The organism is Streptomyces sp. NPDC006335 (assembly GCF_040612795.1).
Classification (GTDB): domain Bacteria; phylum Actinomycetota; class Actinomycetes; order Streptomycetales; family Streptomycetaceae; genus Streptomyces.
Genome location: NZ_JBEXQX010000003.1, coordinates 129,399 through 142,135, shown reverse-complemented (window position 1 = coordinate 142,135; position 12,737 = coordinate 129,399). Strand labels below are relative to the sequence as shown.

General features: G+C 74.1%; 6 protein-coding genes. 1 reads left to right on the top strand and 5 read right to left on the bottom strand.

The annotated features are described in order from the left end of the window. Positions 1–2: 2 nt before the first annotated feature. The 5 genes from ABZ098_RS11425 to ABZ098_RS11405 form a co-directional block, all read right to left on the bottom strand. On the bottom strand, positions 3–7,868 hold the full coding sequence (locus ABZ098_RS11425) for a type I polyketide synthase (RefSeq protein ID WP_356589619.1): 7,866 nt from the start codon (positions 7,866–7,868) through the stop codon (positions 3–5). A gap of 141 nt (positions 7,869–8,009) precedes the next feature. Continuing rightward, a complete protein-coding gene (msrB, locus tag ABZ098_RS11420) occupies positions 8,010–8,417 on the bottom strand; it encodes a peptide-methionine (R)-S-oxide reductase MsrB (protein WP_330263817.1) in 408 nt (135 codons plus the stop codon). Between the two features lie 13 nt (positions 8,418–8,430). Further along, on the bottom strand, positions 8,431–9,822 hold the full coding sequence (murC, locus tag ABZ098_RS11415) for a UDP-N-acetylmuramate--L-alanine ligase (protein ID WP_356589616.1): 1,392 nt from the start codon (positions 9,820–9,822) through the stop codon (positions 8,431–8,433). A gap of 45 nt (positions 9,823–9,867) precedes the next feature. Continuing rightward, positions 9,868–10,323 (bottom strand): indole-3-glycerol phosphate synthase, encoded by a 456-nt coding sequence (locus tag ABZ098_RS11410; protein ID WP_356589614.1) that lies wholly within the window; start codon positions 10,321–10,323, stop codon positions 9,868–9,870. Between the two features lie 170 nt (positions 10,324–10,493). Further along, on the bottom strand, positions 10,494–11,291 hold the full coding sequence (locus tag ABZ098_RS11405) for a pyrimidine reductase family protein (protein ID WP_356589612.1): 798 nt from the start codon (positions 11,289–11,291) through the stop codon (positions 10,494–10,496). A 37-nt stretch (positions 11,292–11,328) separates the two neighbouring features. Here ABZ098_RS11405 and zapE point away from each other — a divergent pair, with 37 nt between their 5' ends. Further along, the gene (gene zapE, locus ABZ098_RS11400) at positions 11,329–12,429 is read left to right on the top strand and encodes a cell division protein ZapE (RefSeq protein WP_356589610.1); all 1,101 of its coding nucleotides are present in this window, start codon (positions 11,329–11,331) and stop codon (positions 12,427–12,429) included. Positions 12,430–12,737 lie beyond the last annotated feature (308 nt).

The following is a 12,737-nucleotide window of genomic DNA, read 5'->3' as shown; positions in this document are numbered from 1 at the left end:
GATCATTCACCGTCCCGTCCGGGTCCGGTCCGGGTGGGGCACCCGGTCAGCCAGGCCCGGATCGCCGCGGCCGTGGAGTCGGCGTCCCGGTGGACGACGGAGTAGTGGTCGCCGGGGACGTCGGCGGTGTCGTGGGGCAGCGGCCAGTGCGGCGGCCAGTCCCCGTCGGGGTCGGCCTGCCGCATCTCGGCGGTCGGCCGGCCGCGCAGCAGCAGCGTCGGCACGGGCGGGGACCCGGGGTCCGGCTCGGGGTGCCACCCCTCCAGAACGCGCGCGTAGCCACTGCCCGCGATCAGCAGCGAGTCGTCGAACTCCGCGACCACGTCCTCCGGCAGCACGGCACCGGCGGCCATCAGCGCGAGTGCACGGGCATCCCCGCGCTGGAGCACGCCCGCGTGCGAGTCGACCAGGACGACACCGGCCGGCGGCTCCCCGGAAGTCGTCAGCCGGCGTGCCACCTCGTGGGCGATCACGCCACCGGCGCAGTAGCCGACCAGCACGACGGGGCCGCCCCGGGAGATCTCGCGCACCGTGTCGGCGTGCGCCCGCGCCAGTGTCTCCATCGAGTCCGGGACCGCCCTGCGGTCGCCGAATCCAGGGTGTTCCAGCAGGTACAGGTCCCGTTCCCCGTCGAACTCTTCGGCCAGCCCGGTGGGGACGCGGTGGAAGGGCGCGAGGTAGTCGGGGAAGTAGACGAGCGCCGCACCTTCTCCACCGGCGCCGCCGACGCCGCCGCTTCGGGCGAGCCGGACGGGTGCGACGGCGTGCCGGGCGCGGTCGTCCGCGGTGAAGGACGGCAGGGCGTACGAGGCGACGTACCGCAGGGTCATCGCCTCCAGCGGACCCTGCTCGCGCAGGACACGGTGGTAGAGGGTGGTGAACCGGTAGGAGGACGACGGCACTTGCGCGGTCGTCTCCGCCGCCAGGGCCCCCGCGGGGGCCGCCGGGTCCGGCAGCGCACCCGCCTCCTCCAGGGCGGCGAGGAGGTGGGCCGACAACTCCTCCGGCGTCGGGTGTTCGAGGACGACCGTCGGCGCCAGCCGCAGCCGGGTGAACGCGTTGAGCCGGTTGCGGAACTGGAGGGCCGTCAGTGAGTCGAAGCCGAGCTGCCCGAACTCCCGGTCGGCGGGGAGCGCGTCCGCGTCCGGGAAGCCGAGCACCGCCGCGAGTTCGGCGCGCAGCAACCCGGCCAGCACACCCGCCCGGTCGGCCTCGGGAGCCGCGGCGAGCCGATCGAGCCAGGCACCGGACGCCTGCTCGGCCGCCGGTGCCGCGGTGACCGCGGCCGGGCGCGCCGGACGCAGGTCCACGAGCAACGGCAGGGGCGAACCGCCGCGCGTGGCGCGGGCGAACGGGACGGGCACCAGCACCGGGGCCGCCGTGCGCAGCGCGGAGTCCAGCAGCTCGACGCCCTCCCGCTCGGTGATCGCGGGCACCTCGTCCTCGGCCGACAGGTTCGGCGCGACCCGGCCCGCCATGCCGTCGTCGTGCGCGGTGCTCCAAGGGCCCCAGGCGAGGGAGAGCGCGGGCAGCCCGTGGGCGGCCCGGTGCTGGGCGAGCGCGTCGAGGAAGCCGTTGGCGGCCGCGTAGTTGGACTGTCCCGGCCTGCCCAGCACGCCGGCGGCCGAGGAGTACAGCACGAACGCGGACAGTCCCAGGTCCGCGGTCGCCTCGTGCAGATGCCAGGCCGCGTCCGCCTTGGGCGCGAGCACCTCGGCCACCCGCTCCGGTGTCATGCCGTCCACCACACCGTCGGCCACCACGCCGGCGAGATGGAACAGCCCAGTCAGGGGCGGTCGGCAGGACTCGACGAGCGCGTGGACGGCGGCCCGGTCGCTGACGTCACAGGCGACCACGCCGACGTCAGCGGTGAGTTCGGCGGCCCAGTCGGGACTGCGGCCGCCGCGGCTGGCCAACACCAGGTGCCGGACGCCGTGTTCGGCGACGAGATACCGGGCGAGGCTCGCCCCGAGCGCTCCCGTGCCACCGGTGATCAGCACGGTGCCGTCCGGGTCGAGGGCGGGCGGGGCGGTGGTCGCGGCGCCGGTGGTGACGAGCCTGGGCACCAGGACCGTGCCCTCGTGCAGGGCCAGTTGGGGTTCGCCGGTGCGCAGGGCCGCGTCCAGTGCCGCGGGTGTGGCGGCGCCCCCGCGGAGGTCGACCTGCACGATCCGGCCGGGGTGCTCTGACTGGGCGCTGCGCACGAACCCGGCCACCGCGGCCTGCGCCGGGTCCGGGTCGTCCCCGCCGGCGTGGTGGGTGAGCACCAGCAGACGGCCCGGACGGGTGCCGGCCACCCAGTCGCGTACACGGGCCAGGACGGCGGTGACGAGATGCCGGGCCCGGCCCGGCACGTCCTCGGGCGACTGGCTCAACAGGCTCGCGGTGTCGAGCAGCTCGTGGTCGGCGCCGCGGCCTGCCGCTTCGAGCAGTTCGTGGTCGGTGCCGTCGTTCCCGGCTTCCGTGGCGGGCCGCCAGACCACCTCGTACAGCTCGGTCGGGCGGACCTTCGTCACCCGGGTGACCAGGGATTCGACGGTGGCCAGCGGCCGCCCGTCCACTCCGGTCAGCGTCACCCGCACCTCGTCGGCCCCGAGCCGCTCCAGACGTACCCTCGCGGCGGTGGCGCCGGTCGCGTGCACGGTCACGCCGGTACAGGCGAGCGGGACCCGCGCCTCGCCCGGTCCCCCGCCCGGCCCTTCGGCCAGCAGTGCCGCGTGCAGGGCCGCGTCGAACAGGGCGGGGTGCAGGGTGTACGAACCGGCGTCCGCCGCCTCCTGAGGCCGCAACGCCACCTCGGCGAACGTCTCGGCACCGCGCCGCCAGAGCCTGCCGACCGCGCGGAAGGCCCGCCCGTAGTGGTGCCCGTACGCGGCGAGCCGCTCATAGTCGACGGCGACCTCCTCGGCGCCGGCGGGCGGCCATGGCGTGTCCCCGGCGACCGCGGCAGGCGCACCGACCGGGGCGACCGACGCCCCGGCATGGCGAGTCCAGGTCTCCCCCGTGCGGGCCCACACGGTGACCGGGCGGTTCCCCTCCTCGTCCGGGGCGTCCGCGACCACTTGGACCGGCACCGCGTCCGACGCGGGCAGCACCAGCGGCTCGTGGAGGACCAGCTCGGACAGCCGCAGCGGGCCCTCCTGCACACCCGCCCCCGCCGCCCGGAAGGCCAGTTCGGCGAAGACGGCCGCGGGCACCAGCGTCCGGTCTCCGACGACATGGTCCGCGAGCCAGGGCTGCCGCTCGGTGCACAGCGCACCGCTGTACCGGGTCCCGGGCCCGTCGGCGTCCGGCTGCGCCTCGCCGACCAGCGCCCGGCCGCCACCGCCGCCCGGGTCACGGACATCGAGCCAGTAGCGCTGCCGCTGGAAGGGGTACGTCGGCAACGGCCGCCGCCGGGCACCGGTCCCGGCGTACACGGACCGCCAGTCCACCGGCACACCGTGGACGTGCAGCTCCGCCAGGGCCACGGCCGGCTCGGCGCAGGACGTGAACAGGGCTCCGGAGCCCGGCTCGACGCACTCCTCGGCCGCCGCGCTCAGCGCCGCCGACGGCCCGGCCTCCACGTACGCCGTCACGCCCGTACGCGCCAGCCACTCCACCGCGTCGGCGAACCGCACGGTCTCCCGCGCCTGCCGCACCCAGTACCCGGCGGCCCGCATCGCGTCCGGCTCCGGGCGTCCCGTCAGCGTCGACACCACCGGTACGGACGGCCGGTGGTAGGTGACCGACTCGGCGACCTCCCGGAACCCGTCCAGCATCGGGTCGAGCAGCGGCGAGTGGAAGGCGTGGCTGACCTTCAACCTGGTCGCCGAACGCCCGAACCGGGCGGCCAGCGCGGACACCGGCTCCTCGGCGCCGGACAGCACCACGGACTCGGGTCCGTTGACCGCCGCGACGGCGACCCCGGCAGCCGGCTCCTCGTCGAGCCGTTTCAGCACGTCCGCCAGCGGCGCCCGTACGGCGAACATGGCCCCGCCCGCGGGCAGCCCGGCCATCAGGCGGCCCCGCGCGGCCACCAGCCGTACCGCGTCGGCCCGCGAGAACACGCCCGCGAGGTGCGCGGCGGCCAGTTCGCCGATCGAGTGGCCGACCAGGTAGTCCGGGCGTACACCGCAGTCGGCGAGGAGGTCGTGCAGCGCGACTTCGTAGGCGAACAGGGCGGGTTGGGCGTAGCCGGTGCGGTGCAGGAGGTCGCTGTCGGGGTCGTCGATCACCTCGCGCAGGGGACGGTCGAGCAACGGGGTGAACGCGTCGCACAGTTCGGTGAAGGCGGTGGCGAACGCGGGGAAGCGCGCCGACAGTTCACGGCCCATGCCGCTGCGCTGGGCGCCCTGGCCCGCGCAGAGCAGCGCCACCTTGGTGGTGCCGCGCGCGGTGCCCCTGCGCAGCGCGGGGCTGTCGGTGCCGTCGGCCAGGTCCCGGAGCCCGGCGAGCAGCCCGTCGGCGCCGGTGGCCATCACGGCGGCGCGGTGCTGGAGGGGCGCTCGGGTGGTCGCGAGCGAATACGCGACGTCCAGAACCGCCGCTTCCCCGTGCACGTCGGCCAGCGCTGTCGCCAACTCCCGGGCATGGGCGCGGAGTCCGGCCTCGTCGCCACCGCCCACGAGCCACGGGACGACGGTGCCCGGGCTCGAGCGGACCCGGCCCGGCGCCTCCTCCATCGCGTCCGGCTCCTCGACCGCGTCCAACTCTTCGACCGCGTCCGGCTCCTCGATGATCACGTGCGCGTTGGTCCCGCCGATCCCGAACGACGAGACCGCCGCCCGGCGCGGCCGCTCGCGCTCCGGCCAGGGCCTGGCCCGGTCCAGCAGGCGTACCGCCCCGTCCGACCAGTCGACGTGCGGCGACGGCCGCTCCGCGTACAGCGACCTGGGCAGTTCGCCGTGGCGCATGGCCTCGATCATCTTGATGACGCCGGCCACCCCGGCCGCGGCCTGGGTGTGCCCGAGGTTCGACTTGACCGAGCCGAGCCACACCGGGTCGCCGGGCTCGCGGTCCTGGCCGTAGGTGGCGAGCAGGGCGCCCGCCTCGATCGGGTCGCCGAGCGCGGTCCCGGTGCCGTGCCCCTCGACGACGTCCACGTCGGCCGTTTCCAGCCCGGCGTCGGCCAACGCCAGGCGGATCAGCTCCCGTTGGGCCTCGCCGTTGGGGGCGGTGAGGCCGTTGGACGCGCCGTCCTGGTTCACGGCGGAGCCGCGCAGCACGGCCAGGACCGGATGGCCGTTGCGCCGGGCGTCCGACAGCTTCTCCAGCATCACCAGGCCGACGCCTTCGGCCCACGCGGTGCCGTCGGCGCCGTCCGCGAAGGACCGGCAGCGGCCGTCCGCCGACAGCGCGCGCTGCCGGCTGAACGCCACGAACGGCTTCGGACTGGCCAGCACGGTCACCCCGCCTGCCAGCGCGAGGGTGCACTCGCCCGCGCGCAGGGCGGCCGCGGCCAGGTCCATGGCGACGAGCGAGGACGAGCAGGCCGTGTCGACGGTCAGGGCCGGACCGCGCAGGCCGAGCACGTAGGAGATCCGCCCCGAGGCCACGCTGCCCGCCGACCCGACGCCGATGTGCGACTCCAAGGCGTGCGCGGAGGCCCCGCCGCCGTATCCGCCGTGCATCAGGCCGACGTAGACGCCGGTGGCGCTGCCGCGCAGCGAGGGCGCGGGGATGCCCGCGCGCTCCAGCGTCTCCCAGGCGACTTCGAGCAGCAGCCGGTGCTGCGGGTCGGTGGCCGTGGCCTCGCGCGGCGAGATGCCGAAGAACAACGGGTCGAAGTCGGCCGCGTCGGTGAGGAAACCGCCGCGTCGGGTGTACGTCGTGCCGAGCCGGTCGGGGTCCGGGTGGTACAGGGCGTCGAGGTCCCAGCCCCGGTCGGCCGGGAACTCCCCGGTGGCGTCCACCCCGTCGGACACCAGCCGCCACAGGTCCTCGGGCGAGCGCACCCCGCCCGGGTAGCGGCAGCCGACGGCCACGATCGCGATCGGCTCGGCGGCGGGGCCGCGGCGCGGGGCCGTGGTCGCGGTCCCGCCGCCGTGCAGCCGCTCGTCCAGGTGGGCGGCGACCGCGGCGGGCGTCGGATGGTCCCAGACCAGGGTGGCGGGCAGCCGCAGTCCGGTACGGAGACCGAGCCGGTGCCACAGGGTCATGGCCCCCAGGGAGGTGAGCCCGAGGTCGGCGAAGGCGGCGTGGGGATCGATCGCGGCGGCGTCGGTGACGGGCGCCTCACGCCCGGGAGCGAGCGCCCCAGCCAGCGTTCCCGGGCCGCCGCCGATCGCCGCCGTCTCCGCGCAGACCAGCTCCGTCAGGACTCCCCGCCGCTCCCCCGGCGTCCGGTCCGCGAGCCCTGTGAGCGTGTCCTCGGCGGGGCGCGCCGCGAGGCCCTCGCGGAGGACGGCACGTCGTGGCTTGCCGGCCGCGGTGCGGGGGATGGCGGGAGTGAACAGGACGTCCTCGGGCACCTTGTGCGCGGAGAGCACCTCGGCGCAGGCCCTCAGCAGTCCGCCCGTGTCGAGGGCCCGTTCCCCCGGTACGACGAACGCGACCGGGACCTCGCCGAGCAGCGGATGCGGCCGGGCCACCACGGCCGCGTCCAGCACCCCGGGCAGCCCGCGCAGCACCTGCTCGACCTCGACGGGGTCGACGTTCTCCCCGCCCCGCACGATCCGGTCGTTCGCGCGCCCGGTGACGGTCAGGTGTCCGTGCTCGCCCAGCCGCCCCAGGTCGCCGGTGCGGTACCAGCCGTCGCCGTCCGTCCCCGTGCCGTCGCGGTAGCCGAGCATCACGCCGGGTCCGCGCACCCAGATCTCGCCCTCGGCGTCCACGACCTCCGCCCCGCTCCCGGGATCGACGAGCCGCACCTCCATGCCGGGCAGCACGGCCCCGCTGCTGCCCCGCACCCGCGGCCCCGCCGGTGACTCCATCGCGATCTTGCCGCAGGTCTCGGTGCTGCCGTACCCGTCGAGCAGCGGTGCCCCGAGCCGCTCCTCGACCCGCTCCCGCAGCTCCGGACCGCTCGGTGCCCCGGCGGTGACGCACACCCGCAGCGAGGCCACCTCGCCGAGCCCGGTGTCGAGCAACTGCTGGTAGGTGAGCGGCACTCCGCCCAGCACGGTCGGCGCGAACTCCTCGATCAGCCGGACCAGCGCGGCCGGTTCCCGCGCGGCGGTGATCCGCGCGCTGCCGCCCGCCACGGTCGTACCGAGGACACAGAGCGAGTGGGCATAGGTGTGCGCGAGCGGCAGCGGCCACAGCAGCCGGTCGTCCGACGAGAGCCCCAGCCGGGGTACGTAGCAGGCGACCGGCGACCAGAGCGCGGACCGCTGGCTGGCGACGGCGGCCCTGGGGGTGCCCGAGGTGCCGGAGGTGTACAGCAGCCAGGCGGGCTCGTCGAGACCGAGGTCGTCGCGGGGTCCGGGTGAACGGCCGTCCGCCACGAGGTCGTCGAAGTGCGCGACCCCCTCGGGCGCCGGGCCCTCCCCGGTCACCACCAGTCGAGGTGACCGCTCCCCGACCACGCTGGCGATCCGCGTCAACTGCCGCCGGTCGACGACCAGTACGTCCGGATCGCAGTCGGCGAGCAGCGCCGCGAGTTCGGCGTGGGTCCCGCGCGGACTCAACGGCACCCCGACGGCGGCGGCCCGGACGGTGGCGAGCAGTCCCTCGACCAGCTCGACGCTGTTGTCGAGGCAGAACGCCACCCTGGCCCCGCGCTCCACGCCGAGCGCACCCGCCAACCGCCGTGTCCGGAGCTCCAGTTCGGCCCAGCTCACCGCCCGCCGGTCGTCGGCGAACGCGAGCTTCCCGCCGTGTCGCGAGGCGTTCTCGACCAGCAACGTGACCACGGGCCGGACCGCGGACTCTGCCCCGACACGCATCGGGCCTCCTTCTGGATCACCGAGTCCGCACCGTATCCCGCCCGCGCGCCCGCCACCGCATCGCAAGTGGGCGCGGGACGGGCGCAGTTGGTGAAACCAGCCAAGGAACAGCCAAGGAACTCGGGTGAAGGGGCCCCTGTGTCAGCCCTCGTCCGCCGTCAACCGCAGCGAGATGCTGTTGATGCAGTACCGCTGGTCGGTGGGGGTCGGATACCCCTCACCCTCGAACACGTGCCCGAGGTGGGAGCCGCAGCGGGCGCAGCGCACCTCCGTGCGCACCATCCCGTGCGAGCGGTCCTCGATCAGTTCGACCGCGTCGGTGTCCTTCGGGTCGTAGAAGGACGGCCAGCCGCAGTGGGACTCGAACTTCGTGGTGGAGGTGAACAGTTCGGCACCGCAGGCGCGACAGGAGTACACACCGGTGGTCTTGGTGTCGGTGTACTCACCGGTGAAGGCGGGTTCCGTCCCGGCCTGGCGGAGCACCGCGTACTCGGCCGGGGTCAGCTCCGCACGCCACTGCTCGTCCGGCTTTTCGACGTCGTACGACATGAAGCTCAGCCCCTTACTTCGCGAGACGGTCCAGGATCAGCGGGCCGAGGTCGGTGACGTCGCCCGCGCCCATGGTGAGAACGAGATCACCGGCCTTCGCCATTCCCGCGACCGTCTCCGGCACGTCCGCCTCGGCATGGACCGGCGTCACGTCGGCGCCCGCGGCCCGCGCCGCCTCGATGATCAGTTCGCTCGTCACGCCGGGGATCGGGTCCTCGCGGGCCGGGTAGATGTCCAGGACCAGCGAGCCGTCCGCCAGGGCGAGCGCCTGGCCCATCTCCTTGCCGAGCTCCTGCGTCCGCGAGAACAGGTGGGGCTGGAAGACGACGAGGATGCGGGCGTCACCGGCGGCCGCGCGCATGGCCTCCAGGTCAGCGGTCATCTCGGTGGGGTGGTGGGCGTAGGAGTCGATGACCTGCACCCCGGCCGCCTCGCCCTTGAGCTGGAGACGCCGCTTGACGCCGGTGTACGCGGCCAGGGCCGGCGCCAGCTCGGCGGCGGGGATCCCGAGGGCCACGCCCGCGGCCAGGGCGGCGACGGCGTTGTGGGCGTAGTGGCGTCCCGGCACGGACACGGCGAAGGTGAGCTCCGCGCCGTCGAGGAGAACGGTGACCTCGCTCCGCAGGCCCTGCGGGACGACCGAGAGCACGCGCACGTCGGCGTCCTCGGCGTCGCCGTACGTCACCACACGCACGCCGCTCTCCGCGACCCGCCGGGTCAGCTCGCGCGCCCCCTCGTGGTCCGCGTTGACGACCAGCGTGCCGCCCTCGACGACCCGGCCGACGAACGTCTCGAAGGACTCGTAGATCTCGTCCATGGACGCGTAGTTGGCGTGGTGGTCGAGCTCGACGTTGAGGACGATCGCGACCTCGGGTGCGTACTTGTGGAAGCTGCGGTCCGATTCGTCCGCCTCGGCGACGAAGATCTCACCCTCGCCGTGCAGGGCGTTCGAGCCGGGGGCGTCCAGGTCGCCGCCGATGGCGTACGACGGTTTCAGGCCCAGCTCGGACAGGGAGACCGCCAGCATGGAGGTCGTGGTCGTCTTGCCGTGCGTGCCCGCGACCGCGATCGGCCGCAGGCCGTCCATCAGCGAGGCGAGCGCGTCCGACCGGTGCACGACGGGAATGCCGAGCTCGGCCGCGCGGGCCAGCTCGGGGTTGTCGGCCCGGATCGCCGAGGACACCACGACACAGGTGGCGTCGGACGCCAGGTGCTCGGCCGCGTGCCCGATGTGCACGGTCGCGCCGAGCGCGCGCAGTGCCTCAGCGGTCGCCGACTCCTTGGCGTCACTGCCGGCCACCTTCGCCCCGCGCTGCGCGAGGATCTTCGCGATCCCCGACATCCCGGCCCCACCGATCCCGATGAAGTGCGGTCGGTCCATGGCGGTAGGAAGGCCGGGTGCCATGCGAGTGTCTCCCCAAAGTGGTGCGGTACGGATGCGGGGCTCAGCCTATGCCTTGCTGTGCGAGAACAGCTTCAGCACCGGTACGCCCACCTTGTGACGGGCGCGCGAGGCCCAGTCCCGGTGGAAGAACTCCTCCACGTAGTGGGGGTCGGTCAGGACGATCACCTCATCTGCGCCGATCTCCTCGACGAGGGACCTCAGCGCGTCCAGCGGGTGGTCCTCGATGAGCCGCCCCTCCGCCTCGCTCCCGGAGGCCCTGAGCGCCTGGAGGGAGACCTCCAGGGCCCGCTCCCCCACACCCTTCGCGGCCTCGCCCTCGGGCGTCTCCCGCTCCCGCACGGCCTCGTCCAGCTCGCCCAGCGCCACGTCGTCGATGGCCCGCAGCAGCCGGTCGGCCTGGTCCCCCCGCGGCTGGAGCAGCACATGGAACGCGACCGACTCGTCGCCGTGCAAGGTGGTGACGAACTCCACGTCGGCGGACGTCAGGGCCTTCTCGATCATCAAAACGCTTGTGAACACCGGGCGTCCCTTTCTCTGCGCGCTGCGGAAAGCATCCTGCCCCGTGATCGCACGGGTACTGCCGATTCAGTGTGCCCGCCGGAAGCCAACCGGAACGACAGATTCCGCCGATGTCGGACTCGGCGGTACCGATCGAACCCGCGTCCGGAGGGTCAGGGCCTGCGATACCTGCTGTAGAGGAACCCGTCCTCCTCCAGCAGGGAGTCCAGTACGAAGCGCGCGGGGACGGCCACCGACGGCCCCCCGGCGATCCGCTGCGCGTCGCCCGCGGTGAGCATCGGCGACACGGTCAGACAGAGCTCGTCGAGCACCCCGGCGGCCACGAGCTGCCCGAGCAGCCGGGGGCCGCCCTCGGTCAGCAGCCTGGTGTGCCCCAGCTCGGCCAGCGCCCGTACGGCCCGCGCGGGATCCACGCCGACCCCGTCCCCGGCGATCACCACCCGCGCGCCCGCCTTCTCGGCCGCGGCGATCCGGTCCGGGGCCGCCGCGGCGCCGGTGAGGATCAGCGTGGGCACCAGGGGCGAGGTGTACAGCGGGAGCGAGAAGTCCAGGTCAAGGCTCGCGGTGACCACCGCGATCGCCGGGACCGGGCCCTGTCCGGCCGCCTCCCGCAGCCCCGCGAACTCGTCACGCACGCGTGCGGGCCGGTAACCCTCCTGCCGGACCGTTTCGGCACCGGCGATCACCACGTCCGCCAGTGCCCGCAGCGTCCCGAAGATCCGCATGTCGGTCGCGGTGGAGATGGGATGCGAACGGCCGTCGTGCTGGGCGGCCCCGTCCAGCGTGGAGACCATGTTGGCGCGCAGCCACACCTCTGGGGTCTCGGGGCCGGGGCCGTGCTCGGGATAGGCGTAGGCGGCGGCCAGCTCGGCGAGGCTCCAGTCGTGGCCGGCCTCTCCTCGCGGGGTCCGGATCGCTGTCTGGTCGGTCACAGGGAACAGGCGTCGCATGCCGTGCAGTCTGGCACGGCGCTTAGCATGGTGAACCGTGTCTACTTCCCCCGCCGCGTCCGGGTCCGGTTCGACGACCGACACCGCCCCGCCGTCCCTGTGCGCCCGTGAGCCGCACGTCCCCGCGGACCGGCTGGTCGCCGAGATGGTGCCGCCGCCGCGGTTCGACTCGGTGCGGTTCGACACGTACATCCCGGACCCGAAGCAGCCCAGCCAGACCGAGGCCGTCCGGGTCCTGGAGGGCTTCGCGGCGGGCCTCGGCGGCGCGCACGCGGTCGGCGGCGGCAGGCGCGGCTTCCTCGGGTTCGGCAGGGCCAAGGCCCCGAGGACCCCGGCGGGCCCCCGCGGCGTCTACCTCGACGGCGGCTACGGCGTCGGCAAGACCCACCTGCTGGCCTCCCTCTGGCACGCCACCCCCGCCGAGCCCTCCCTCAAGGCCTTCGGCACCTTCGTCGAGCTGACCAACCTGGTCGGCGCCCTCGGCTTCCAGAAGACGGTCCAGACGCTCTCCGGGCACCGCCTGCTGTGCATCGACGAGTTCGAGCTGGACGACCCGGGCGACACCGTCCTGGTCTCCACGCTGCTCGGCAAGCTGGTCGACGCGGGCGTGGCGCTCGCGGCCACCTCCAACACCCTGCCGGGCAAGCTCGGCGAGGGCCGGTTCGCGGCCGTCGACTTCCTGCGCGAGATCCAGGGCCTGGCGGCGCACTTCCGCCCGCTGCGCATCGACGGCGACGACTACCGCCACCGCGGGCTGCCCGAGGCTCCGGCGCCGTTCACCGACGAGGAGGTCACCAAGGCGGCGTACGCCACCGAGGGCGCCTCGCTCGACGACTTCCCGAGCCTGCTGGACCACCTCGCCAAGGTCCACCCCAGCCGCTACGGCGCCCTGACGGACGGCCTCCGGGCGGTCTGCCTCACCGACGTGCGGCCGGTGCCGGACCAGTCGACGGCGCTGCGGCTCGTGGTGCTCGCGGACCGCCTCTACGACCGCGAGGTTCCGGTGCTGGCCTCCGGGCTGCCCTTCGACCGGCTGTTCAGCGCGGAGATGCTGAACGGCGGTTACCGCAAGAAGTACTTCCGTGCGATATCCCGGCTGACCGCGCTGGCGCGCGACGCCAAGGGTCTCGTCGCTTAATCACAGCGAAACCTCGCACGTCAAGGGCCAGTTCGCGTCAGCGACCCGGCGCGCTTCAGCCTCTCTTCAGCCGGAAACGTTAAGTTAACCCAGCAAACGACTTTGCCGAGTTAAGGTGTTTCTTGACCACTCGTTGACCAACGTTTGGTCTGGACTAGAAGTGCCAGCTGCCGAGAGGGGGGCGCATGTTCCGAGGTGCGACGGTACGGACCGTGGTAGCGGTCCTCACCGCCGTTCTTCTGGCGCTCCCGTTCTTCGCACCCTCCGAGGGATTCGCAACCGCGCACACAGGCCGTCAAGCTGAGGCC